Genomic DNA, 23,445 nt, shown 5'->3' with positions numbered 1-23,445 from the left:
TGCTAGCGCGTTGCTGATAAAATGTCGATAAAATATCAACGTTCATTGTTGCTGATTTTTTCAGCCTCGAATTTCAGGAGTGTCAGACCGCTGGTTCCCCAGCCGAACCCGCGCCATCGGCCGGTTTCGTGATAGGCAGCGGGCACCGCATCGATCATGTCCTGCATCTCGGTCTTGCCGGAGTGACAGATGAGCAGCCAGACCTCCGGTTGATCAAAGGCGGCCGCAAGGTCTCCGGCCGTGGCTACGAGAACCGGCTGGGCCTGATCCTTCAGGTAATAGGCAAGGGCGGGCAAGGCGAAGGGTTTGTGCAGCAGGATGGGGGCGTCTTTCCCGCGGTCCTTCAGGTATGTCTCGGCGATGGAGCGCCACTCGGGTCTTATCTTGTCCCTCAAGGCGTGATTTAGCGGTCCGGCTGTCCACACGAGCATGACCGACAGCAGCGCGAGTGCTCCACAGCGGCTCAGCAGTCTTTCTGCCCCCGCGCTTGCCAGCAGAAGAAGGACAGGAAAGGCCGCGATCAGGTAGCGGTCGAAGAGAATGGGTCTGAGGGTGACGGAGATCAGATAGGCGATGACCCAGGGCGCAAGGGCGAAGCCAGCCAGCACGAGGGCGGACGAATTCGCACGTTTTCTGGCTGTGCCGGGCAAAAGGAGGGCAAGGGCGGCAAGGACAACTAGGATGAGGAAGGCATATTCGGACCCGGTTATCTCCCGCACCATGACGGTCAGGAAATTGAGGTCCGGATAGGCAATCCAGAAACCGCCATCCACCACGTGCCTGGCACGGGCAAGAAGCACGGCCAGCCAGGGCAGGAAGGCAGCGCCTGCCAGTGCGGTCGCTATCAGTGCCAGGAGGAGAGACCGGTTGTCTCGCCGCTCCCCGGTGCTGCGCAACAGGTTGAATCCCACAAGCAGAACAAGCACCGCGCCCGCCCCGGCGATAGAGAAGGGCGCATAGGCGTGGCTGTAGAGGAACAGCACTCCGCCGAGCGTTGCCAGACCGGCATTCCTTGTCTGGGGCGCATGCGGGGATGCTGTCAGGAGGCGGGCGATACCCAGGAGATAGAGCAGGCCTGTTGCCGCGAAGACCGAATACATGCGTGCTTCGGTGGAATACCAGACGTGAAATGGAGACAGGGCGAGAAGCGTAGCTGCCAGCAGGCCCGCAGTGCGCGAGAAGACCGTCTTGCCGAGAAGATAGACCAGCCAGACGGCCAATAATCCGCAGAGGGCAGAGGGCAGACGCAAGGCTATCTCGCTGTCGCCACCCAGCTTCATGGTGGCCCAGAGCATCAGGTTGTGAAGTGGCGGATAATTGTCGCCGGCAACCTGCGCAAGGAGGCCAGTCAGCGTGCCCTTGGACTGAGACCACGAGACGGCCTCGTCGTACCACAAGCTGGTGCGGTCGAGGTAAGGGAGCCGCAAGGCTGCGGCCAGAAGGAGAATGCCCCCAATCGCCCACGTCCAAAGCTGCTCGCGCCGGCTCCCCGGAGAGAGTTTCGGCGCGAGGGTGTCATGGCTCATTCGTTGATCCTCCCGCAACGGGAGGGAGATTGGCAGGTGTTCCCATCTCTGGCAAATGAATGCAGCCGGAAATGGTTCCCTCATTCAGCGGATCAGGAGCGGCATTTCCTGGACACCTGTCCAGCTGATGTGTCCCTTTTCATCCTTCCGGATCGGGGGGAAATGCCCGGGCACAATGACCTTGCCCCGCCGCAGAACCTCCTGAATGGAGGCAGCTCCCCGTTTGTGCGGATCGATTTCAAGATCCGGAATGCCGGTGCTGGCCTCGCGCGCGGTCTTCAGCGCATCGGCAGCCAGAACGACCGGTCCCTCATCACAGGCAAGTTCAAGCGAGACATGGCCCGGGCTGTGTCCCGGCGTCGGGAACAGGGTCACGCCGGGCAGTACATCCGCCTCTCCTTCCACCAGCTGGACATTGCGCTTGTCCAGAAGGTCGCCAAGGAACACCGGCGTGACGAGATCATGAGCGAAGGGGGCGTGAAGATAGTCCCGCTCATCCCGGCTCATGAGGATAGGTGCGTCCGGAAAGAGATCCATGTTCAGAACATGGTCGAAGTGGCCATGAGAGAAGATCAGCAGATCAATGTCGCCCGGCGTCAGGCCGCGAGCGGCGAGTGCTTCCAGAAGCAGACGCCGGGTGACCCCGTGGCCGCAGTCGAAAAGCGCCCGCTTGCCTCCGCTGGTGACCAGCACGATGGACGAGATGCCGAAGAACCCGCCCTGAAAGGCGAGGCTGGAGCCTTCGACGAGAATATCAAAGCTGGGAGCAGGGGTTTTGGAGGACATGAAGGGGCCTGTCTGACCGGGAAAAGGGGCGGGGTGAAATCGATGCTGACAATTTACCGATAAATTGTTGCTGTTTCCGATTTCTGCGGTTAGCTTAATTTATGTCCGTGACTTTCCATTGAGCAAGGTGCGGTCCAATGAGGGCAAAAATGCCCCACCCACATGAGGAGAACAGCATGCTGCAGTTTCGTAGATTTTCCGCGGCTGGCAAAGCCCTTGCCATGTCCGCAGCCTTTGGCCTTGCATCGCTCAGCGCGGTGAATGCCGCAGAGTGGAACATGGCGACGCCCTATGGCGACAGCAACTTCCACACCCAGAACATCATTAAGTTTGCCGATGAGATCAAGGAAAAGACCGGTGGCTCCCTGACGATTCAGGTCCACTCCGCCGGTTCCCTGCTCAAGCACCCGGAAATCAAGAACGGTGTGCGCAAGGGCGTCGTGCCGATGGGCGAGATCCTGATCTCCCGTCTGTCCAACGAAGACCCGGTCTTCGCCGTGGACTCGGTTCCCTTCATGGCGAACTCCTATGACGCGTCCTGGAAGCTCTATCAGGCGTCCAAGCCGGTGATGGAAAAGAAGCTGGCCGAACAGGGTCTGCAGTTGCTCTACACGGTGCCGTGGCCGCCGCAGGGCATCTACACCAAGAAGGACGTCAACACGATTGACGACCTCAAGGGCCTGCGTTTCCGCGCCTACAATGCGTCGACCGAGCGTCTTGCCCAACTCGCCGGCGGCATTCCGACCCAGGTTGAAGTGCCGGATCTGCCGACCGCTTTCTCCACCGGCCGCGTCGAAGCCATGATCACGTCTCCGTCCACCGGTGCTGACACCAAGGCATGGGACTATCTGGATCACTACTATGACACCCAGGCCTGGCTGCCGAAGAACATGGTCATCGTCAACAAGGAGGCCTTCGACGGCTTGAGCGAAGACGAAAAGGCCGCTGTTCTTGCTGCTGCTGCAGATGCGGAGACCCGAGGCTGGGAAGCATCCAAGGCTGAAACCGCCGACAAGACCAAGGTGCTGGAAGACAATGGCATCAAGGTCGCCGCTCCTTCCGAAGCTCTTCAGGCTTCCATGAAGGAAATCGGTGCGACCATGGTCAAGGAATGGCAGGAAACTGCCGGTGAAGATGGCGCAGCCATCGTCGAGGCTTTCAACAAGTAAGCCTTGCATGGTTCGGGCCGTTCCGAGGGGACGGCCCGTTTTCACAATCGCGGCACCGGAGACGCCACCGATGCGAAGATTTTTGAACGTGCTTTACAAGAGCGCGGGAGCCTTGGCTGCTGTCTGCCTTGTTTTGATTGCCCTGATGGTCATCGTCCAGGTGTTCGGCCGGATCTACGATGGTCTGCTCGGGCTGCTCGGGTATCCGCCGTACGGGTTTCTCGTCCCCTCGCTGGCTGAAATCGCGGGCTTCCTGCTGGTCGGTGCTTCCTTTCTGGCTCTGGCCTCGACACTGCGTCTCGGCGACCATATCCGCGTGACGATCCTGTTGCAGCAGGTGCCCAAGCGGCTTGCCCATGTGCTGGAAGCCTGGTGCCTGCTCGTCGCTCTCGGGATCATCGGCTATTTCGCCTGGCAATCCGGTCTTCAGGCCAGCGACAGCTACGTCTATCACGAGGTCTCCTTCGGGATCATTCCTGTGCCCCTGTGGATTCCCCAGGCCGTCATGACGTTCGGCCTCGCAGTGTTCGCGGTGTCCATTCTGGACGATCTCTGCCGTGTCCTCTTTGGCGGCAAGGCGAGCTATCAGACCGCAAACCGCGCTGATGCCATTGAAGGAGTGGAGTGATGGATCTGTCTCTCGTCGCCTTCCTGCTCGGCATTGGCATGCTGGCAGCACTGGCCACCGGCATCTGGGTGGGTGTTGCTCTCTTTGCAGTCGCTCTCAGCGCCATGATGCTGCTGGTCTCCGCCCCCACCGGCACCGTGCTTGCCACGACCGTCTGGGGTGCATCGAACTCCTGGGACCTGACGGCCCTGCCGATGTTCATCTGGATGGGGGAAATCCTGTTCCGGTCCAAGCTGTCCGAGGACATGTTTGCAGGTCTCTCTCCCTGGATGCGGAACATTCCGGGCCGTTTGCTGCATGTGAACATTCTGGGCTGCGGCATCTTTGCGGCCGTGTCCGGATCGTCCGCGGCCACGACTGCCACGATCGGGAAGATGTCCCTGCCGGAGCTCAAGCGCCGCGGCTATGACGAGCGCATGGCCATCGGAACCCTTGCCGGGTCCGGGACGCTGGGGCTCCTGATCCCTCCGTCGATCATTCTGATCGTCTATGGTGCGGCAACCGAACAGTCCATCGCGCGGCTGTTCATTGCCGGAGTGCTTCCGGGCATCCTGCTGGCCTGTCTGTTCATGGGCTATGTCATGGTCTGGGCGCTGATCAACCGGGACAAGATGCCGGAAGCCGAGGAGCCCGTGCCGTTCATGGAGCGCCTGCGGGCAACACGGCGCCTGTTCCCGATCATTGGCCTGATTGCCGGTGTCATCGGGTCGATCTATGCCGGTCTTGCCGCTCCGACGGAAGCGGCGGCCATCGGCGTGCTCCTGTCCTTGCTCCTGTCCTGGGCAAGCGGAACCCTGACACGCAAGAACTTCATCGACGCCCTGATGGGGGCAACGCGCACCTCTTGCATGATCGCCTTCATCCTGGCGGGTGCTGCCTTCCTGACGGTCGCCATGGGTTTCACCGGCATTCCGCGTGAACTTGCCACCTGGATCGGCACTCTGGGCCTTTCGCCCCTGCAGCTTCTGGCGGCTTTGACCGTGTTCTTCGTGGTGCTCGGCTGTTTCCTCGACGGGATTTCCGTCGTGGTTCTGACCACCTCGGTGATCCTGCCGATGGTTCAGCAGGCCGGGTTGGATCTGATCTGGTTCGGCATCTATCTGGTGCTGGTCGTGGAGATGAGCCAGATCACGCCGCCGGTCGGATTCAACCTCTTCGTGCTTCAGGGCATGACAGGCCACAACATCTTCAAGGTGGCCTGGATGGCGATGCCGTTCTTCCTGCTGATGATCCTGGCCACGGTCCTGATCGTCCTGTTCCCGGAACTGGCGCTGTGGTTGCCACAGACGATGCTTTCAGGGTAAGCGGGCTTTGGGCAGGCGCGTCATGCGCCTGCCCTTTTTGATAGAGAAACGCGAAATGCCGGAGAGACAGCGGTCATGCCGCTGACTTGAACCTGGCGGGTCAGGAGAGGTCATGTCGGACGAGGGATCTGAGAACAGTCACGCTGGTGCCCGCTCGATTGGCCCTGTCGTGTCCGCCGCGCATCTGGCCAGCGGTGCCATGCCGGCGCTGTCCGAACTCGAATTTGCCGTCACCATGATGGTGAATGCCTATTCCCGCTGGATGGTCCGTTGCATGGCCGCGACGGGAACGGCGGGCCTCAGCCCACTGGATGTGCAGGTGCTCCACTCGGTCAACCACCGGGGACGGGCCAAGACCCTGGCCGACATTTGCCTCGTCCTGAACATCGAGGACACGCACACCGTCTCCTATGCGCTGAAGAAGCTGGACAAGGCGGGCCTGATCCGCTCAGGCCGCCAGGGCAAGGAGAAGACGGTCTCGATCACCAAGGACGGGGAGGAGGCCTGTGTGGAATACCGCCGCCTTCGCGAAGCCCTCCTGGTCGAGCCGATGAAGGCGCTGGGCCTTGATGAGCGGGAGCTGTCGCGTCTCGCTGCGACCTTGCGGCTTGTTTCCGGCAATTACGATCAGGCAGCCCGCGCCGCAGCCGCCATGTAAATCTCTTCCGCTTTCAGAGTGCAGCCGGTCTTGCGAAAATGCTGCTTTATTATTTAAAGATTTCTTGTAATGTCGAATTATGAATGAAGCTCACGCCATAGAAGCCCTGTCTGCGCTGGCGCAGGCTGACCGGCTTGCCGCTTTCCGTCTTCTGGTCCAGGCCGGTCCGGAAGGGCTGGCAGCTGGCGAGCTGGCCGAGAGGCTGACGGTTGCGCCAGCGCGCATGTCATTTCACCTCGCTGCCCTGGAACGGGCCGGTCTGATCGGCAAGCAGAGGGATGGGCGGAAGATCATTTATTCGGCCCATGTCGATGCGATGCAGGGGCTGATCGGATTTCTTCTGGAAGACTGTTGTCAGGGCAATCCTGCCCGGTGCGGTCTGCCAGAGCTGGAGTTGCCAAGAGGAACGAAACCGATGTCTGTCACCATCTATCATAATCCCGCATGCGGCACGTCCCGCAACACGCTCGCCATGATCGAGGCTGCTGGCGAGATGCCGGAAGTCATTGAATACCTGAAGACCCCGCCAAGCCGTGATGAACTGGCAAGTCTGATCCTGCGCATGGGCATCTCCCCGCGCGATCTCCTGCGCCAGAAGGGAACGCCTTATGAGGAGCTGGGTCTTGGGGAAGACACGTTCTCTGATGACCAGCTGATCGACTTCATGATGGAGCATCCCATCCTGATCAACCGGCCAATCGTCGTGACGGACAAGGGCGTTGCCCTGTGCCGTCCCTCGGAAAAGGTTCTGGAGCTGCTGCCGGAAGGCGCATTGGCCGAATTCGTCAAGGAGGATGGTGAAGTCGTTCGCGGGGCGAAGGGCGACTGATGGCGGAGGTTGAAAAGCCGGACGCGCAAGCGTTTCCAGCGCTGGAAGAGAGCTGTTTCCATCCTCTGGATGAGGAGCAGCTCTTGGCAAGGCATGAATTCAGCCATCCGCCACGGGTTCTGCTGCTCTATGGGTCGGTGCGCGAACGCTCCTATAGCCGGTTCCTGACACAGGAGGCTGCCCGCCTGCTGGAGAGGTTCGGGGCGCAGACGAGGATCTTTGATCCCTCTGGCCTGCCTCTGCCCGATGATGCGCCGGTGGATCATCCCAAGGTCGCCGAGCTGCGGGATCTGGTGGCTTGGTCAGAGGCTCAGGTCTGGTGCTCGCCCGAGCGCCATGGTGCGATGACCGGCATCATGAAGGCGCAGATCGACTGGATTCCGCTCAGTCTTGGCTCCATCCGCCCCAGTCAGGGCAAGGTGCTGGCTGTGATGCAGGTCTCCGGGGGTTCCCAGTCCTTCAACGCTGTCAATCAGATGCGGGTGCTGGGACGCTGGATGCGGATGGTCACCATTCCCAACCAGTCGTCGGTTCCCAAGGCCTTTCTCGAATTCACCGAGGAAGGCCGGATGAAACCGTCACCCCTCTACGACCGGGTGGTGGATGTGATGGAAGAACTCATCAAATTTACGGTGCTGCTGCGCGGGCGGACCGATTATCTGGTCGACCGTTATTCCGAGCGGAAGGAAAGCGCGGAGGAATTGTCGCGCCGGGTCAACCAGAGCGCGGCAACCTGATCCAACGCTCTGAAATCATTTAAATCTCTCGGTGGGCCCTGACGGAAGTTTCAGGGCCCTTCTTGTTTGAGCGTGTCTGGAAAAAGGTGTGTGCAAGCATCCTTGCAGATCAGGGCTGCAATTGCGAAAGTAATTTATGGTTGTGTTCCCGAGGGTTATTAAAGCTTGAGCGGGAAAATCTTTTAAGGAATAGTGAATTTTCACAGCGTCCAGTTTCAGGATCGGGACGTTGAAAACGCACAAATATTCCTGGGGGACCTCCGTTATGACACCAACGCATTCCATAGAAGATCAATTCTATCGCTCGCTCTACACAACGGCGGAAACAGCCTATCTCGCGGCTGGGAAGTCCGTTGCAGAGCAGGACCTGCCCGACGTCGTCGAGGCAATTCTCGAACGGCGCGTCGCCGGAGAGGGCGGCTTGTCTGCGGCCGAGGCGGCAAGTCTGCTGAGGCTGGTGCGCGATGCGCCCGATGCAAGGCTCCGGGATCTGGTAGTGAAAGCTGCCCGGAAGGTGCGGCATGCCAGTTTTGGTGATGGCGTGGCGACCATGGTGCCGATCGAAGTCACGTCCTTCTGTTCCAGCACCTGCCGGTTCTGTGGCTGGAGAGCGGACAACAAGGACATGATCCGGCTTGCCATCACCGAGAGTGCAATTCGCGAGCAGGCGCAGATCCTGGCCCGCAAAGGCTTCTCTCATTTCGAGATTGCCGGGGGAGATGATCTCAAGTTCCTGAAAGAGAACCTCCATTCTCTGGTCCGGAACCTCAAGACGGAGACAAGCGCCGTCAATCCGGATGCGCGGGTCTCTCTCTGCCTCGTGCCCATGCATGAGCCGCATTACCGGAAACTGCGGGCGGATGGCCTCGATTGCGTGCTTACCTGGCAGGAGACCTACAAGGAGGATCTCTACAATCATCACATTCCGTCCGGCCCGAAGGCTTCCGGGATTGATCTGGACCTGAAACTGCAGAAGCGGACCGGTGAGAGCATCGGCTGGCTGCATCGGATGCAGTCCCAGGAAATGGCGGTCCGGGCAGGGCTTCAGGTTGGGCTTGGGGTCATGATCGGCCTCGCCGAGATTGCCGAAGCTGACATTCTCTCCGTGGTCCTGCATGGCCAGAAGCTGATCGAGACCTATCCGGATCAGATCGAGCCTCTGATCATCGGCATGCCGACCTGGAACCCGATCACCACGGAAGCCTTCGACAATGGCAAGACCGAGCGGCCGCCGTTCGATGCCGCCAGCAATTTCGAATTTGTGGCGGCGGTCTACCTGCTTTCCTTCCCCAACCGTATGGCCTGGGTTTTCGCCAATGGCCGCGTCAGCCCGGAAATTCAGACCAACTGTGTCGAGAACGCCGCCTTTTTCACGTCGACCCTCGTGCAGATCGCACCGGGCGCCTATCTCGGCCTGGATGGAAAGCCAGTCCCGCGGGCCATGTTTGACCGGGTCCGGGGACTGCCGGAGGGCGAGTTGAACCAGGAGGACGTTCTCTCCGGTGAGCAGTTCGTCCACTATTACGACTCTCACGAGAATTTTGTTGCCCGGTTTGAAGGACGCGGCCTGTCCGTCGTGTCCGATCAAAGCATGCTGCGGTCGCAGGTCCCAGCCGTTCCCGCAAGTCTTGCACTTGCCTGAACCTTACTCCGCCGGACCGGGGCGCCCTCGAGCGGTCCGGTCCGGCGTATAGACAAGACAATCAGCTTTTGGTGGCCGTGAAATCATGAAGCAGGCACTTGTAGTGGGCGGCGGCATTGGCGGGCTGGCGGCAGCGCTTTCCCTCAGCCGGGAAGGCATTCAGTGCCGGATCCTGGAGCGCAATTCATCCCTTGGAGTGGGGGGGACCGGATTGACGCTGTGGCCGAATGCACTCCGGCGGCTGGACCGGCTTGGGCTGCTGGAAAAGATCCTGGCTCATGCCAGTCCCCTGAAAAGCGGCGAGATCTATGATGGACAGAACCGTCTTTTGTCCCGCGTCAATCTTGCCGCGATTGAAGAGCAGTCCGGGCTGCCCCTGATCTGCGTCCGGCGCACGGACCTCTATTCGGTTCTCCTGTCTGCATTGGAAAACGTCGACATCAGCACGGGGGCGATCTGCACCGGATATGAACCGCGCGGTGCGAAGGTGGCCGCGCTTATGGACGGTGGAGAGGAAATCGAGACGGATCTTCTGGTCGCAGCTGACGGCATCCGCTCCAGAATCCGGTCGCAGATGCTGCGGGAAGACCCGCTTGTCTATGCGGGCTGGATGACGTGGCGCGGCGTTGCCGAACTGCCGGAGGGAACATTTCCTGCCGGGCTTTACCGGGAGTTCTTTGGCCGTGGCAGCCGTTTCGGTATTTTCGCGATCAAGAACGATCTCGTCTACTGGTACGGGACACGGAACGGGCCTCACGATGACCGGGCGCCGGTGGATCCTGCGCACAAGCAGGAAGCGCTGAGCTGGTTTGGCGGTTGGCCGGCGCCTGCCCGTATCGTTATCGATGCGACGAAGCCTGAGGATCTTGTCCGGACCGGTGTGTTCGACACGCGGCCTTTGCCACGCTGGTGTGACGGGCCAGTGCTTCTGCTGGGGGATGCCGCTCACCCGATGACCCCGGATCTGGGGCAGGGGGCTTGTCAGGCGCTGGAAGATGCCTTGAGCCTGGGAGAATGCCTTCAGCGTTCCGGCAGCATTCCGGTCGCCCTTGCCTCCTATGAAAAGCTGGGCGGGGAACGAACCGGGCCATTGGTTGCCCGGTCCCGCAGGGTGGGGCGGATGCGCCAGTGGCATCATCCCCTTCTGGCAACCTTCCGGAACACGCTTATGAGCACCATTCCCCCGGGCATGCTGCTCAAATTGTTCAATACCCGCTGAGCTGGAGACGTCGCAGGTGTGGATCTTGAAGCCCTTGCTTTGGCCCGGCAGCGCGGAGCGCCTTGTGAAGCCGCAAGCCGGCAGGATCGAGCAACGGTCCAACTGGACCAGCCTTCAGATGGAGGCTCGGCCGGATATTGAACCGCCTGGATGTGGCTATGCGCTGGAAATCCTCACCGGGTCGAAGTCTGAGCCGCTGGGGCTTTCCTCCAATCATGGCCATGCCTGGATCCGGCTCTGGCAGGAGGATGGGCGCTATGCCAGTCTTGGCTTCTATCCGGATGAAAGCACGGGCATTGATCCGGAGCGGGTGCCGGGGCTCCGGTATCCGGGCATGCTACTGTCGCCGGACAAATACGACCGGGTTGGCTGGCCGGGACAGAGCACGGTCATTCCCCTGAGCCGCGAGCGGTTCGAGGCGCTAGTCGCCTGGATCGAGCACCTGCAGGCCGGACGTCAGAAGGGCGCTCTGGTGTTCGATATGGTCGACCGCAACTGCGCCGGTTTCGTTGTCGAGGCCGCAGCACAAGCCGGGGTGAAAGCCAGGGCCGATCAGCCCATCCTGGCCTTTCTGCCTGCCTGGATGCATTTACCGCCGGGGCTTACGGGTTGGATACGGCCAGTGCGGAGGCTTTTCTACCGTCTGGGATTGGCGGTCTTCGGCGGATTCTCCACGGTGAACTGGTACTGGAGCCGGGGGGAGGGCGGGGACCTAATCCGCTGCCAAGTGTCCGGACAAAAGCCGCTCTTCGAAACTGTCCGGGACCTCTTTTCGAAAAAGGTGCCTTTCAACCACGTTCTGGCGCTGCAGCAGTGGCAGAAGCGGCAGGCCGGCACCCATCCGATTCACCTTCGCACGGAACGACCGGCTCCTGAACACCGCTTGAGCACGGCAGATGGCAAGGCGATGGGGGAGGCCGGATGAACAGCAGCGCCGATTACCTGGCCCTTTGCCTCTTTGTCTTTCCATTGATGTTCAGTCCGGGGCCCAGCAATCTCCTGAGCGCAGCCGCCGCTTCCCGTTTCGGAGTGCTCGGAACAGTTCCCTTCGTGATCGGAATGGATCTGATGGTCCTCTTGCCTGCGCTTGCGGTGGGCTATGGATTGGTCAACCTCCTGGCACTCAATCCAGATGTTCTCATGGTGCTGCAGCTGGCGGGCATCGCCTTCATTCTCTTTCTGGCGGTCAGCTTCTGGAGGGCGGAGCCGGAGGAGGCGAAAGCGAGCCTGCAGCATTCTCCGGGGCTGGTTCATGGGGCGATCGTGCAATTCGCCAATATCAAGGGCCTGGTGTTGCTGCTCCTGGTCTACTCGCAGTTTCTGGATAGTCAGACAGTGGATGGGCAGACGGTTCTGGCCATCAGTCTGGCTCTCACCGCCCTCAGCCTCGTCTCGCATTTTTCCTGGGCCTTCTTTGGCGACCTTCTGGCCCGTTGCGCCAACACGGTTCCGGCCATCCGCCTGCAAAACCGGATCTATGCGGTTCTTCTGTGCCTCACGTCCCTCTGGATCCTGCTGAAAGGTTTGGGCTGACATGTACCGGACTGCCGCCTTTTTCTGTTTCGCATGTGCCATCAGCTATCTGGCGACAGGAGCGTTTTTTCTGCTGGATCCGTCTGCGCACTATCCGGCAGGGTCAGACACCTATTGGCAGGAACTGGCGAAAGGTCCCCTGGCGCGGCAAGGCTTTCTGTTCTCGTTCGGCCTTGCTGGCCTCTGTGCCCTGGGTGTGATCCCGCCGGTCCGAAGGTTTCTGGATCTTGATGAGCGGCATTTGGCATACTGGGGCTGTACTGTTGGCATGCTCGGATATGCGGTGACGTCCATCACTTATCTCCGCCTCCTTGGGGGAGAAGCGAAGCGGGCAGAGGTGGTCGCCTCTGGTGATGCGCTCACCTCGAAAATCATCCAGTCCTTCTCGTTGAGCCTGGATACCCAGGGCTGGCTGATCTTCGGCTGCGTTGGGCTGTTTCTGCTGTTGGTGAACCTGCATAGCCTCAGAACGGGTAGATTGCCGAAGCTGCTTTGCGTGTTGGGCCTGGCCTGTTCAGGGCTTTATTTTGCGGCTTTCGCAGGATTGTTTTTTGCCGTTCCCGACCTGACGACACTTGCTGCGGCTGCCGGAGGGGTTGTGCTCGGCCCTGTCTGGTGGATCTGGCTCGGGGCCTGTCTGTTTCGCTCCGAGCCTTAGATCAAACTGCCGCGCTGCTTGACTTGACGACGGGGACGGTTGCTTCCAAGTCCCGCGAAACAGCTTCGGCCTGTTTGCGCAGACGGCTTTCCTGGTGGTTCCGCACGCTGTCCGGCTTGCCGAAATAGTAGCCCTGGACCAGATGGCAGCCGGCCGCGCGCAGCAGGGTGACCTGGTTTTCGGTTTCCACGCCTTCTGCCGTGATCAGCACGTCGAGAGACCGGCCAAGACCAATGATCGAGGTAACGATCGCGTCGGTGCTTGTGTCATCGCCGAGGTTCTGGATGAAAGCCTTGTCGATCTTGATTTTGTCGAATGGAAAGCGGCTCAGGTAGCTCAGGGAAGAGTAGCCGGTTCCGAAGTCGTCCATGGCGATGGCGACACCCATGTTACGGATGGCCTTGAGCGTCTCCACCACCGCATCGGTGTTGGCGATCAGCAGGCTTTCGGTAATTTCGATTTCCAACCGTTCCGGCTTCAGGCCGCTTGCCCGAAGGGCGTTGGCGACCTTGCGCTCCGTGATGCCGGGTTTGAACTGGGCGGCCGACACGTTCACGGCAACCTTGAGGGTGTTGTCCTCCCAGTTGGCGGCTTCCTGACAGGCCCGGTTCAGAACCCAATCGCCAATATCCTCGATCAGGCCGCAGTCTTCTGCGACCGGAATGAAAAGATCCGGCGGGATCCGGCCCTTGACCGGATGCTCCCAGCGGATCAGAGCCTCATAGCCGGTCAGGCGGTTGTCCTTGAGCGCATATTGCGGCTGGAACAGAACGTCGAACTGATCGAGACGCAGGGCCTTTGCCAGGCCTTCCTCAATCTCCTTGCGGTGCTGGGCGTCGGCATCCATTTCGGCGGTGTACCAGGAGAAGGTCGAGCGGCCGGAATGCTTGGACCGGTAAAGGGCAAGGTCGGCGCAATGAAGCACGCGGGAAGAGCGCCAGTTGCCGTCGCTTGCCCGGGCAATGCCGATGGAGAGGGAAATCTTGATTTCCTTGCCATCGACCACGCAGGGCGCCTTGGTGGCAGAGATCATGTCCGTTGCCAGCTTGGTCAGGCGGGCAACATCCGCGACGGACTGGAACATGACCGCGAACTCATCGCCGGACAAGCGGGACACAAGATGATCACTAAAGACGGAGCGTAGCCGGTCGGCGATCACCTGAAGGAAGATGTCGCCCGTCGCGTGCCCATAGGTGTCGTTGATTTCCTTGAACTTGTCGACGTCGATCAGCATCACCCCCATGTTGGTCGCCTTGGCATGGGTGATGCGCAGAGCTTCCGTCAGGCGGGCATTGAAGACCGCTCGGTTGGGTAGCCCGGTCAGGGCGTCGTGATGGGCCAGGAACTCGATATCCCGGTTCTTCTTCACCTGGTCGTGGAAACGCAGCCAGAGGAGCAGACCTGCCATCAGGAAGGAGACGATGCTTAGGGCCGAGAGGACGAGGGTCGCAACATTGGCGATCACCTCGAGATCGGCGATGCGCAGATCATGGTCGAGGCCCACCAGGAGGGCGCCCTTGGGCTTGCCGTCTACCAGGTTGGGGATCACGACGACGGAATGGGTCTGCAGCTTGCCGGTATTGCTCAGCTTGACGGTCGTATAGGGCTTTCCGGCCGTGTCGAGCTTTGCCAGTGCCAGATAGAGATCCTGCCAGGGAACGCCGACTGAGCGCGCAAAACGGGTGAGTTGGCGGTTCAACGGGCTCCCTACGGTGAAATCCGTGTCCTTGACCACCGTGTAGGCGAGCGAAGTCGATGGCGACAACAGCTTTTCCAAAACTTCCGTCAGTTCGGCAGATAGAGTCTTGGGGGCTGCTTCATCTGAATTGGGGTCGGTCCCAGTCAGGCGCATGCCAAAGCTGTCAACAGTCGGTTCGGGCTCAGCAAAGAGGTCCTGGAACTCGAGGATCTGGTTCGTTGTCAGCAGGGTTGGCTGAACTTGCTCGAGAGATTGCTCGAGACTGCGGACCAGAAGCCAATGGCTGAAAACCCGGTTGGCTGCATAGACGCAAAGGGCCAATGCCAAGGCCAGCCCCAAGGTGGAGAGGCCGAAGACAAGATTGTGGCGGGCACGCGATGCAATCATACAGGGATAGCTTTTCTACAGTCTCTTTATCAGGACTTCTGTGTAGCTGAGATAGGTTTCGCCATAGTGAATCTGATCGATGAGAACGTAGCGTCATCTGAAACAGTGGATGGGTCTGTGGACGACTGGGACAAACGGTCCTGCGCCCCCGTGACGCGGCGCTTTTTCTTTTCATCATGTGCGTCAGCCGATAGAACTTGAATGAGATTGACGAGAATCGAGGATCCGCATTTTGGCTGGATTATCCTCTTATTGAACAAGGCCTTGGCTTTCGAGCAGGCCGTATGGGGTCTGGTTTGGGAGTTTGGTCGAGCCTCGCGAGCATCGTAGCGGCGATCGGGTCCGGGGGCGTTCAGCTCGTCGACCGGCTGGTGCAGCTCGTGCTGACGCGTCCGGAGGGCACGAGTTCCGTTGGCTTCACTGTCGCGATGATTGCCTTGTCCGCCAAGATGGCCAAGGCCGATGGCGTGGTGACCACGGACGAGATTCTGGCGTTCCGGGAACTGTTTGAGGTTCCGGAAGGAGAAGAGCGCAACGTTTCCCGCTTGTTCAATCTGGCCAAGGAAGACGTTGCCGGCTTCGACGTCTATGCGCGCAAGCTTGCCGATCTCTTTCCCTATGACACCAAGACCCTGAACGACATTCTCGATGGCCTGTTCCATATCGCCAAGGCGGATGGGGTGCTCCACGAGAGCGAGATTTCGTTCCTGGCCGAAGTTGCGAAAATCTTCGGACTGGATGAGCGCGAGTTTCAGCGCATGCTTGCCCGTCATGCCAGGGGCGGAACTGATCCTTATGCCGTGATCGGATTGGCGCCGGAGGCCACCAGCGAGGAGCTGAAGGCCCAGTACCGCAAGGAAGTGCGCGAAACGCATCCGGACCGGCTGATCGCTCGTGGTGTGCCGGAAGAATTTGTGCGCATCGCAAATGACAGGCTGGCTGCCCTGAATGCAGCCTGGGCGCAGATCTGCGCGGAAAGAGGACTATGAGCGTCACGACCGATACCGGGGTGAAGGCCCGGGTGCATCCTTCCCCCAATCATGGCGAGCGTCCGGAAGGCGTGCCGATCGATACGGTGGTGCTTCATTATACCGGCATGCAGGATGCGGAGAGTGCCTTGCGCCGCCTGTGCGATCCGCGTGCGGAGGTCTCTGCCCACTATCTGGTCTATGAGGATGGCTCCATCCTGCAATGTGTGCCTGAGGCCCGGCGCGCCTGGCATGCCGGAAAGAGCTTCTGGAAGGGCGAGACGGACCTGAACTCCCGTTCCATCGGGATCGAGATCGTCAATCCGGGACATGAGTTCGGCTATCGTCCCTTTCCGGCAGTCCAGATCAATGCGGTCTGCGAGCTGACGGCGGATATCTGCAAGCGGCATGGAATTCAGCCCTGGCGGGTTCTGGCCCATTCGGATGTGGCGCCCGACCGCAAGGAAGATCCGGGCGAACTGTTCCCGTGGGACGTGCTGGCGGGGCGCGGAATTGGGCACTATGTGGCGCCGGCTGCCATGACAAGCGGCCTCTTCATGCAAGAAGGCGAGGAAGGCCAGCCGGTCGAGGCAATCCAATCCATGTTGGCGATCTACGGGTATGACGTACCGATTTCAGGTGTGTTTGATCGTAGGACACGGGATGCAGTGACCGCATTCCAGCGACACTTCCGCCAGGAAAAGGTGGATGGAGTTGTCGACCGGTCGACACTGGAGACGCTCCATCACTTGCTCTCCACGCTTCCCGCCCTATAGTCCGTTTTACCGATATTGAAAGCGCTGCCTGTCGATGGTTCCGGGATCGGAACTTTCGGCGGGATGATGCGTTGGTGTGTGCAGTGCAAAATTCTACCGGGCTGCCTCTGGCCCGATTTGCGCCGGATTGCGCCCCTTTGCCGTCGAAAGCCTGCCTTTTTCTGCAGGAACTGCGTAAGAATTAACTGAAAACCTGACAATTTTCTGTAATTTTTTGAAATATTTCGTGATCAGTCGAGGCTGATTTTCGTCAAACCACCCCGTCATTCCTCCGCCCTCAGAAAAACACCTCTCGAGGTTCAATACATAAGGGCAATGACTGAATGTTGCGGTCTGCAAATTCTCTGGTAAAGGCTGTGTGCCTGATCTTACCTATTCTCACTCCAGTAACGCTTACTTCGACCGCATATGCCGGTGGCGAGGTTATTCGTCCCGTCGCAGTAAAATCTGACGATGCCGAGACCAGGAAACCCGAACCGGCCAAGCTGGATGTCATCGGTTCCGGACAAAGCTCCGGTGAGGTGATCCGTGTCGTCAATGCCGGGAAGGCAGTGGCAAGCGTTGCTGACGAAGACGACAAGCCTGCAGCAAAGAAAAAGTCCCTGCGCCATTCTCGTGGAACATCCTCGAAGAGCGCTCCGGCAATTGCCCGTTCCTCCACGAATTATGCCGAGCTGATCCGCGCCGCTGCCAAGAAGCATGGCGTGCCGCTTGAGATCGCCCAGGCTGTCGTCCGGATCGAAAGCAATTTCAACCCGCGCGCCCGTGGCAGTCACGGCGAAGTGGGTCTCATGCAGATCAAGCCGGCAACGGCACGTGGCCTCGGTTACCGTGGCACGACCCAGGCGCTTTACGATCCCAAGACCAATCTGGAATGGGGCATGCGCTATCTGGCGGGCGCGCATCAGCGTGCATCTGGCGACGTTTGCGGCACCATCCTGCGCTACAATGCCGGTCACTTTGCCAAGCGCATGAATGCGCGCAGCCGCAGCTATTGCAGCCAGGTCAAGCAGCTGATCGCCTCGAGCTGATCGCGTCTGACAATCTGGTTGGTTTGAAGGGCCTGCCCCCCGGGGCGGGCCCTTTGCCGTTGGAAAAGGTCTTGAGACGTTGCGGGAACCCGGCAAATATGCAACCGCCCACTGACCGTCGCTGACGGCAGGGCGCGTGCACTGGAGGTTTGCTTGGAATCGGAATTGACACTGGCCGCATTGCTGGGCCTCGGCTTTCTGTTCGTCTCGGTGGTCTTGCCGATCATGCTGGCCTTCAAGGTGCGCAAACTTGGCCGGGAGCTGGACGTCGTCCGGCAGGTGGTTGCAGCTCTCAGAGCAGAGCGGGCCGGACCGGAGGCTTCGGCGGCAGCGCCAGTTGCTCCGGAAGCGCCCCCGGCTGATACGAAACGCCGGGTGATCCCGCCTCTGCCTCTGCCGCCAACTGTGCAGCAGGATGATGCGCCGCCGTCCGGCCCGCCGCCCGCCGATAACGTCTCTGTCGGTCCCTGGGGCTCCGGAGCCGAGGGCGCGCCAGAGGAGACCTCTGGACCTGCCGAAGACGCACCCCGTCCCGCATCGGGGCAGGCAGCCTCCCAGGCTGCCGGTCATTCCGGAACAACCAGGGAAACTGGTGCAGAGCCTGGAAAGGGCGGGCGCAAGGCTGCCCGCGAACAGGTGATCGGGGCCAGGTGGAGCGTCTGGGCTGGTGGGATCACGCTGGCCTTTGGCGGTGTTTTCCTGGTCAAATACGCCATCGACAACGGTATTCTGGGCCCCGGCGTTCGCGTTCTGCTGGGCCTGCTGTTCGGAGCGCTGCTGATGGCTGGTGGGGAATGGACCCGCCGCCGTCCGAAGTCCTTCAGTGTTCCGGGGTATGAGAGCGCCAACATTCCGGCGATGTTGACCGCCGTTGGCTCGCTTTCGCTCTTTGCCTCGATTTTTGCCGCCCACGCACTCTACGGTCTGGTCGGCCCGGCCATTGCCTTTCTGTCTTTGGGGGCAGTCGCTCTGCTCACCATGCTTGCGGCCTTGTTGCATGGACCGGGTCTTGCGGTGCTCGGGCTTCTCGCCAGCTATTGTGTTCCCTTCCTGATCAATTCCGACAGGGGAGAGATCCTGCCTGTTGCCATTCTGGTCCTGGTGGTTTCCGCCAGCGCGGTGGCGATCGGGCGTTACCGGATGTGGCTCTGGCTTGCCGGGTCGGCGGTGGCGGGTCTGTTCCTGTACGCGATGGGCTTTGAAGTTGCGGCCTCCAGCGGCGACCGGATCATCGTGACGGGTTATCTGATGGGCGCCATTGCTGTTGCCTATTGCGGCTTTGTGCTGGGGCTTCACCCGCGCGCTCCGGAGTGGCAGGAAAAGTCTGACCGGGTGGCAACCCTTGCCTTGTCCGTCTTTGCCCTGCCGCTGGCCTGCAACGTTCAGTTCGGCGCCTCCATGAGCGGGACAGTGATCGAGGCCCTGCTGCTGATCGGCTTGCCGGTGCTCGCAGTGATCTTCCACAGCAGTCTGCGGCATGTGCTCTGGTTCCCGCTGCTTGCTGGCCTCTGGACGGTCTACTGGTTCGGCGCATCCTTCGATGTCGAAGGGCTGATGATGCCGATGGAAAGCACCTCGGACATCATTTCGCCCTTGCCACGTCAGGTCGGAGAGGCGACGGCTCAATATGCCGCGCTGCTTCTCGCACTTGGGGTGCTGGTCGTCGGTGGCGGCATTTATGCTGCGTTCCGGTCAGCTGCGCGAGCATCTCTGGCCGCCAATGCGGTTCTGTGCTGCCTTGCCTTGCTCTGTCTTGGATATCTGCGCATCGAGACCTGGCAAGTTTCCGTGCCCTTTGCCGTGGTCGCCTTGCTGCTTGCGGCCGGGTTCTACGGTCTGTCCGAGTGGCTCGCGCCGACCCTGCGGCAAGGTCCCGGCGGGCCGCAGTCGCTTGCGGCCTGGCTCACCGGGGCTGTCATGGCCCTGGCGCTGGCCGCCTGCTTTGCCTTCACCGCGGGGGCGCTGACTGTTGCCCTTGGTCTGATCATGCCGGCCTTCACGCTGGTTTACCTGCGTCACCGCTTGCCCGAACTTCGGGTTCTGGCGCCTTTCACGGCCATTCCCTATGGCTTGCGGCTTCTTTGGGACCCGTTCATTGCAGGGGCTGATCTGGGCACGACGCCGGTCTTTAATGCTTTGCTTTATGGCTACGGCCTGCCCTGTGCGGGGTTCATCTTCTCGGCGGTGGTTTTCACCCGCAGCCATCGCGACCGCTGGTCGGAAGCCCTGCAGGCCATCTCGATTGTGTCGGGTGTCGTCACCCTCGGGATGCTGGCGCTTCATGCCATCGATCCGTCTTTCCGGTTCCTGTCTGACGAAAGCCGCTTCCAGGCATCGGCCATGCTGATGCTCATCGGCGGGTCCGTGTCTCTTGGTCTGACGCGGATGTTGCCGGGAACGCGCTACTCGGTCCTTGAAAATGGTGCCATGGCCATCAGCCTTCTCGGCATGATCCTCGGTGGGCTGGCCATGCTTGTGGCCGAAAATCCACTGTTCACGGAAGCGGATGTCGGGTCTGGTGTGCTGGTGAACTGGATCACCTTCGGCTACGGCCTTCCGGCGCTGGTCTATGGCCTTCTGGCATTTGTGTCGCGGATCCACCGTCCCAGGATCTACTGGATGACCGCTGCGGCCTTTGCGGCGGCCCTTGCCTTCTGCTTCGTCAATCTGACGATCCGCAACCTGTTCAGTCCGGGCGTGCTCACTCTGGAGCCGGTCGGCGAGCTGGAGCATTACGTCTACTCCTTCGTCTGGCTCGCGGTTGGGGCTGGCTGCCTGTTCTATGGCATGCGCCGCGGCTCGTTGCTTCTGCGCAAGGCGTCGGGCGTGATCATCGCCTTGGTTGTGCTGAAGGTATTCCTGATCGACATGTCGGCACTGGAAGGTGTCCTCAGGGCTCTGTCCTTCATCGGCTTGGGTGTGACCCTGATTGGCATTGGCTATCTCTATCAGCGGATGATCCTCAACCTTCCTGCAGATGCCCCAGGGGCAGATGCTGGCGCCGAGTGACTCCGGCTGGAAAAGCAGCACAGAACGGGAGCAGGGCTCGCTTGACCTTTCTCCCGTTCCCACATAAGGCAACGTGGCCAGTTGGCCGGACAGCCGCTGCCGCAAGTGCCGAAAGGCCGCGGGGGAGGAAAGTCCGGGCTCCAAGGAAACACGGTGCCGGGTAACGCCCGGCGGGGGCGACCCTAGGGAAAGTGCCACAGAAAGCAAACCGCCCCGGACCTGTCCGGGGTAAGGGTGAAAGGGTGGGGTAAGAGCCCACCGCGCGGACGGTAACGGACGCGGCACGGTAAACCCCACCGGGAGCAAAACCGAATAGGGGTGGCGCGGGCGCTTGACGCCCAGGCCGGTTTCCAGGCCAGTCACCCGGGTTGGTTGCGAGAGGCGTCCGGCAACGGCCGTCCCAGATGAATGGCTGTCGCGTGCGGATCTTCGGGTCCGTGCCATACAGAACCCGGCTTACAGGCCAACTGGCATTTCTATCCCCCTGACCTCCGTCTGCATGATGCGTTGGGCTCGCTGCTGCAAATCAGCAGTGAGAGCGAACGCCTGTTCCCATGTCCGGCGCGTCGAATTGACCTGATTTTTTGCTGTCAGACCGGGTTGAAGCTGCAGTGCAGCAATCGGCTGTTGGCTGTCCCCCGGATGTCCACAAGTTTAACCAATTTCGAACTGTTGATTCCGCAACGTCAATTTGGCAGCGGTCAGGGGCTTCCGGGACTCCGATTCTTAAGTGAAGTCAAGCCTTCGTTAACCATATTGTGGCATCAAGACAGGAGGGCGGTGACCGGTTCAGGGCCAGAGGATTCCAGTCCTTTCCATTGACCTCCCATGAAATCCCATGTTATCCCATATAGACCCAGAACGGGGAGTTTCGGCCCATCTTTGGACCGGACGCAGGGACCAGATGGATCCGCCGCGTGGCCGCAGTTGGCCGTTCTTTCCGTTCATCAGGGTATTTGGGCTTCGTCAGACCTGAAAGGTCTGCCTAGAGAGGGTTTATGGCCGGCTTCGTCTCGCACTTCACTAACCGGCTGGATGCCAAGGGTCGCGTGTCGATCCCTGCGTCTTTCCGCGCGGTGCTGGCCAAAGACGGATATGAGGGCCTCTACTGCATTGCCTCTGCCCATTCTCAGGCAGTGGATGCCGGTGGCAATGACCTGCTGGCGCAGATCCAGACCCGATTGGATGCCTTTGCCAAACTCACCCCGGATCACGACGCTCTTGCCATCGCCCTGTTTGGTGCGAGCGAGACGCCAAAGATCGACGGGGATGGACGTGTCGTGATCTCCGACATGATCCGCGACCACACGGGCATCACCGATCAGGTCACCTTTGCCGGACTTGGTTACAAGTTCCAGATCTGGGAGCCGGAGCGTTTCCGCGAGCATCGCGCTGAGGCCGCAAAGCGCGCGCTCGCAATGTTGTCGGGGCAGGTCGTCCCGGCACAGGCGCAAGGGGGGCTGGCATGACGGCGCGCGGCGAAACAGGCGCTGCCTCCCTGGCAGCAAATGACGCTGGCGGACCAGCGCGTCATGTGCCGGTCCTCCTGGGTCCTGTCCTCGAGCATCTTTCCGCGAAGCCGGATGAAGTCATCATCGATGGCACCTTTGGCGCAGGCGGCTACAGCCGTGCGCTGCTGGAAGCTGGTGCCCGTGTTATCGGCGTTGACCGTGACCCGGATGCCATCGCCGGTGGTCAGCCGCTGGTCGAGGCGTCGAACGGCCGCCTGACACTTGTTCCGGGGCAGTTTGCAGATCTGGAAATGCATGCCCGTTCGCTCGGGCATGAGGGTGTTGACGGGGTCGTTCTTGATCTCGGCGTTTCGTCCATGCAGCTGGATCAGGCCGATCGCGGCTTTTCCTTCATGCGCGACGGACCGCTGGACATGCGCATGGAGCAGGCAGGGCCTTCTGCTGCGGACGTGGTCAATTCTCTGCCCGTGCGCGACCTGATCCGCATCATCGGTCTTCTGGGTGAGGAAAAGCGTGCAACGACCGTGGCGCATGCCATCGACAATGCCCGCAAGGAAAAGCCGCTGACACGCACGGCGGACCTCGCCAACCTGATCGAGAAGGTGCTTGGCCGCTCGCCCAAGAAGGCGCAGATCCACCCGGCGACACGGACGTTCCAGGGATTGCGCATCTATGTGAACGGCGAGCTGCATCAGGCGGCGAAGGCGCTGTCTGCTGCCGAGCGGATCCTGAAGCCCGGCGGCCGTCTGGTGATCGTGAGCTTCCATTCTCTGGAAGACCGTCTGGTGAAGAAGTTCTTTGCCGACCGCACCAAGGTCCGCGGCGGCGGCTCCCGGCATTTGCCGGAAGAGGATGTTCCGCCTGCAACTTTCGAACTGATCGCCCGCAAGGCTGTGGAGCCGACCGAGGCAGAGACCGCCGCGAACCCGCGCGCCCGGTCCGCCAAGCTCCGCGCCGGCAGACGGACCGCAGAGGCGGCCCGCGATCTCGACATCCACTCCATCGGCGTGCCGCGTCTCGCCGAGTTTCACGGGCTAGGGGGCTGAGCCATGGGCCGCTATCTCAATTTCGTCTTCATCCTGCTTGTGGTGGTCGGTGCGGCCGCCGTTTACGACATGAAGCTCGCGGCGACCAAGTCCGCGTCGCATGTGTCCGAATTGCAGCGCGAGATCGACGCAGAACATGCGGCGATCCGTTTGTTGAGGGCTGAGTGGAGCACCCTGAACCAGCCTGACCGGCTGCAGCATCTTGTCGACCGTTACAACGAATACCTTCAGCTGCAGCCCCTTGAAGTGAAGCAGATCGTGACGCTGGACGAATTGCCGCCGCGCCCTGTCACCCTTGAGCCGATCGGCGGAAGCGAGCCGCTCAGCGGCTATGCTGGCGCCACTGCAGCCGTGATCCGGTGAGGCCA

21 protein-coding genes, 1 other RNA gene and 1 pseudogene are annotated in these 23,445 nt (G+C 60.7%); 20 read left to right on the top strand and 3 right to left on the bottom strand.

Features of this window, described 5'->3' with window-relative positions:
• Positions 1-35 precede the first annotated feature (35 nt).
• Both BUA94_RS10575 and BUA94_RS10570 read right to left on the bottom strand, forming a co-directional pair.
• Positions 36-1,526 carry a glycosyltransferase family 39 protein gene (locus tag BUA94_RS10575; protein WP_073012764.1) on the bottom strand — a complete coding sequence of 497 codons (1,491 nt, stop codon included), beginning with the start codon at positions 1,524-1,526 and terminating at the stop codon, positions 36-38.
• 84 nt (positions 1,527-1,610) lie between these two features.
• Positions 1,611-2,312 (bottom strand): MBL fold metallo-hydrolase, encoded by a 702-nt coding sequence (locus BUA94_RS10570; protein WP_073012762.1) that lies wholly within the window; start codon positions 2,310-2,312, stop codon positions 1,611-1,613.
• Between the two features lie 176 nt (positions 2,313-2,488).
• Between BUA94_RS10570 and BUA94_RS10565 the strand changes: the two genes are divergently transcribed.
• The 12 genes and pseudogenes from BUA94_RS10565 (at position 2,489) to BUA94_RS10510 (ending at position 12,689) form a co-directional block, all read left to right on the top strand.
• Complete coding sequence (locus BUA94_RS10565) at positions 2,489-3,481, top strand: TRAP transporter substrate-binding protein (RefSeq protein ID WP_073012760.1); 993 nt, start codon at positions 2,489-2,491, stop codon at positions 3,479-3,481.
• A gap of 70 nt (positions 3,482-3,551) precedes the next feature.
• The gene (locus BUA94_RS10560; RefSeq protein ID WP_073012758.1) at positions 3,552-4,109 is read left to right on the top strand and encodes a TRAP transporter small permease; all 558 of its coding nucleotides are present in this window, start codon (positions 3,552-3,554) and stop codon (positions 4,107-4,109) included.
• A complete protein-coding gene (locus BUA94_RS10555; RefSeq protein ID WP_073012756.1) occupies positions 4,109-5,413 on the top strand; it encodes a TRAP transporter large permease in 1,305 nt (434 codons plus the stop codon). The genes BUA94_RS10560 and BUA94_RS10555 overlap by 1 nt, the downstream gene beginning before the upstream one ends.
• Before the next feature lie 112 nt (positions 5,414-5,525).
• Positions 5,526-6,071, top strand: a complete 546-nt coding sequence (locus BUA94_RS10550; RefSeq protein WP_073012755.1) for a winged helix DNA-binding protein — start codon at positions 5,526-5,528, stop codon at positions 6,069-6,071.
• 79 nt (positions 6,072-6,150) lie between these two features.
• Positions 6,151-6,387 (top strand): annotated as a pseudogene (locus tag BUA94_RS23800) (ArsR/SmtB family transcription factor); the annotation flags it as partial.
• Positions 6,388-6,486: 99 nt separating this feature from the next.
• Entirely contained in the window at positions 6,487-6,900 is a 414-nt protein-coding gene (gene arsC, locus BUA94_RS23795; RefSeq protein ID WP_073013817.1) for an arsenate reductase (glutaredoxin), read from the top strand.
• Positions 6,900-7,637 carry an arsenical resistance protein ArsH gene (arsH, locus tag BUA94_RS10535; RefSeq protein ID WP_073012753.1) on the top strand — a complete coding sequence of 246 codons (738 nt, stop codon included), beginning with the start codon at positions 6,900-6,902 and terminating at the stop codon, positions 7,635-7,637. Before arsC ends, arsH begins: the two co-directional genes overlap by 1 nt.
• Positions 7,638-7,902: 265 nt before the next feature.
• Positions 7,903-9,279, top strand: coding sequence for a hypothetical protein (locus BUA94_RS10530; protein ID WP_139251082.1), 1,377 nt, complete (start codon positions 7,903-7,905; stop codon positions 9,277-9,279).
• Between the two features lie 85 nt (positions 9,280-9,364).
• Positions 9,365-10,498: an FAD-dependent monooxygenase gene (locus BUA94_RS10525; protein ID WP_073012749.1), complete on the top strand. Its 1,134-nt coding sequence runs from the start codon at positions 9,365-9,367 to the stop codon at positions 10,496-10,498.
• A 25-nt stretch (positions 10,499-10,523) separates the two neighbouring features.
• On the top strand, positions 10,524-11,423 hold the full coding sequence (locus tag BUA94_RS10520) for a hypothetical protein (protein WP_073012747.1): 900 nt from the start codon (positions 10,524-10,526) through the stop codon (positions 11,421-11,423).
• Positions 11,420-12,031 carry a LysE family translocator gene (locus tag BUA94_RS10515; protein ID WP_073012744.1) on the top strand — a complete coding sequence of 204 codons (612 nt, stop codon included), beginning with the start codon at positions 11,420-11,422 and terminating at the stop codon, positions 12,029-12,031. The genes BUA94_RS10520 and BUA94_RS10515 overlap by 4 nt, the downstream gene beginning before the upstream one ends.
• 1 nt (position 12,032) lies before the next feature.
• Positions 12,033-12,689, top strand: coding sequence for a DUF4386 family protein (locus BUA94_RS10510; RefSeq protein ID WP_073012741.1), 657 nt, complete (start codon positions 12,033-12,035; stop codon positions 12,687-12,689).
• A 1-nt stretch (position 12,690) separates the two neighbouring features.
• Here the strand turns inward: BUA94_RS10510 and BUA94_RS10505 are convergent, their stop codons facing one another.
• Positions 12,691-14,775 carry a putative bifunctional diguanylate cyclase/phosphodiesterase gene (locus BUA94_RS10505; protein WP_073012738.1) on the bottom strand — a complete coding sequence of 695 codons (2,085 nt, stop codon included), beginning with the start codon at positions 14,773-14,775 and terminating at the stop codon, positions 12,691-12,693.
• A 296-nt stretch (positions 14,776-15,071) separates the two neighbouring features.
• Here BUA94_RS10505 and BUA94_RS10500 point away from each other — a divergent pair, with 296 nt between their 5' ends.
• The 8 genes from BUA94_RS10500 to ftsL all read left to right on the top strand — a co-directional run bounded on the left by BUA94_RS10500 (position 15,072) and on the right by ftsL (position 23,440).
• On the top strand, positions 15,072-15,764 hold the full coding sequence (locus tag BUA94_RS10500; protein ID WP_139251120.1) for a TerB family tellurite resistance protein: 693 nt from the start codon (positions 15,072-15,074) through the stop codon (positions 15,762-15,764).
• Positions 15,761-16,519, top strand: a complete 759-nt coding sequence (locus BUA94_RS10495; RefSeq protein ID WP_073012732.1) for an N-acetylmuramoyl-L-alanine amidase — start codon at positions 15,761-15,763, stop codon at positions 16,517-16,519. Before BUA94_RS10500 ends, BUA94_RS10495 begins: the two co-directional genes overlap by 4 nt.
• 551 nt (positions 16,520-17,070) lie before the next feature.
• Positions 17,071-17,550: a lytic transglycosylase domain-containing protein gene (locus BUA94_RS10490; RefSeq protein WP_408011942.1), complete on the top strand. Its 480-nt coding sequence runs from the start codon at positions 17,071-17,073 to the stop codon at positions 17,548-17,550.
• 153 nt (positions 17,551-17,703) lie between these two features.
• On the top strand, positions 17,704-20,559 hold the full coding sequence (locus BUA94_RS10485; RefSeq protein ID WP_073012729.1) for a DUF2339 domain-containing protein: 2,856 nt from the start codon (positions 17,704-17,706) through the stop codon (positions 20,557-20,559).
• A 77-nt stretch (positions 20,560-20,636) separates the two neighbouring features.
• Positions 20,637-21,034: RNase P RNA component class A (gene rnpB / locus BUA94_RS10480), an RNA gene on the top strand.
• A gap of 523 nt (positions 21,035-21,557) precedes the next feature.
• Positions 21,558-22,028, top strand: coding sequence for a division/cell wall cluster transcriptional repressor MraZ (locus tag BUA94_RS10475; RefSeq protein WP_073012727.1), 471 nt, complete (start codon positions 21,558-21,560; stop codon positions 22,026-22,028).
• Positions 22,025-23,077 carry a 16S rRNA (cytosine(1402)-N(4))-methyltransferase RsmH gene (rsmH, locus tag BUA94_RS10470; RefSeq protein WP_073012724.1) on the top strand — a complete coding sequence of 351 codons (1,053 nt, stop codon included), beginning with the start codon at positions 22,025-22,027 and terminating at the stop codon, positions 23,075-23,077. The genes BUA94_RS10475 and rsmH overlap by 4 nt, the downstream gene beginning before the upstream one ends.
• Positions 23,078-23,080: 3 nt before the next feature.
• Positions 23,081-23,440 (top strand): cell division protein FtsL, encoded by a 360-nt coding sequence (gene ftsL, locus BUA94_RS10465; protein ID WP_073012721.1) that lies wholly within the window; start codon positions 23,081-23,083, stop codon positions 23,438-23,440.
• The last annotated feature ends 5 nt before the right edge of the window (positions 23,441-23,445 follow it).

Source organism: Roseibium suaedae, assembly GCF_900142725.1.
Lineage (GTDB): Bacteria > Pseudomonadota > Alphaproteobacteria > Rhizobiales > Stappiaceae > Roseibium > Roseibium suaedae.
The sequence above is the reverse complement of the archived record's forward strand: the minus strand, read 5'-3'. Positions and strand labels throughout refer to the sequence as shown.

Coding starts and splice junctions, on each gene's coding strand:
- BUA94_RS10570 (WP_073012762.1), bottom strand. CDS start 2,312: ATGTCCTCCAAAACCCCTGCTCCCAGCTTTGATATTCTCGTCGAAGGC.
- BUA94_RS10505 (WP_073012738.1), bottom strand. CDS start 14,775: ATGATTGCATCGCGTGCCCGCCACAATCTTGTCTTCGGCCTCTCCACC.
- BUA94_RS10495 (WP_073012732.1), top strand. CDS start 15,761: ATGAGCGTCACGACCGATACCGGGGTGAAGGCCCGGGTGCATCCTTCC.
- arsH (WP_073012753.1), top strand. CDS start 6,900: ATGGCGGAGGTTGAAAAGCCGGACGCGCAAGCGTTTCCAGCGCTGGAA.
- BUA94_RS10560 (WP_073012758.1), top strand. CDS start 3,552: ATGCGAAGATTTTTGAACGTGCTTTACAAGAGCGCGGGAGCCTTGGCT.
- BUA94_RS10475 (WP_073012727.1), top strand. CDS start 21,558: ATGGCCGGCTTCGTCTCGCACTTCACTAACCGGCTGGATGCCAAGGGT.
- BUA94_RS10575 (WP_073012764.1), bottom strand. CDS start 1,526: ATGAGCCATGACACCCTCGCGCCGAAACTCTCTCCGGGGAGCCGGCGC.
- BUA94_RS10510 (WP_073012741.1), top strand. CDS start 12,033: ATGTACCGGACTGCCGCCTTTTTCTGTTTCGCATGTGCCATCAGCTAT.
- ftsL (WP_073012721.1), top strand. CDS start 23,081: ATGGGCCGCTATCTCAATTTCGTCTTCATCCTGCTTGTGGTGGTCGGT.
- BUA94_RS10515 (WP_073012744.1), top strand. CDS start 11,420: ATGAACAGCAGCGCCGATTACCTGGCCCTTTGCCTCTTTGTCTTTCCA.
- BUA94_RS10555 (WP_073012756.1), top strand. CDS start 4,109: ATGGATCTGTCTCTCGTCGCCTTCCTGCTCGGCATTGGCATGCTGGCA.
- BUA94_RS10565 (WP_073012760.1), top strand. CDS start 2,489: ATGCTGCAGTTTCGTAGATTTTCCGCGGCTGGCAAAGCCCTTGCCATG.
- BUA94_RS10530 (WP_139251082.1), top strand. CDS start 7,903: ATGACACCAACGCATTCCATAGAAGATCAATTCTATCGCTCGCTCTAC.
- BUA94_RS10525 (WP_073012749.1), top strand. CDS start 9,365: ATGAAGCAGGCACTTGTAGTGGGCGGCGGCATTGGCGGGCTGGCGGCA.
- BUA94_RS10550 (WP_073012755.1), top strand. CDS start 5,526: ATGTCGGACGAGGGATCTGAGAACAGTCACGCTGGTGCCCGCTCGATT.
- arsC (WP_073013817.1), top strand. CDS start 6,487: ATGTCTGTCACCATCTATCATAATCCCGCATGCGGCACGTCCCGCAAC.
- rsmH (WP_073012724.1), top strand. CDS start 22,025: ATGACGGCGCGCGGCGAAACAGGCGCTGCCTCCCTGGCAGCAAATGAC.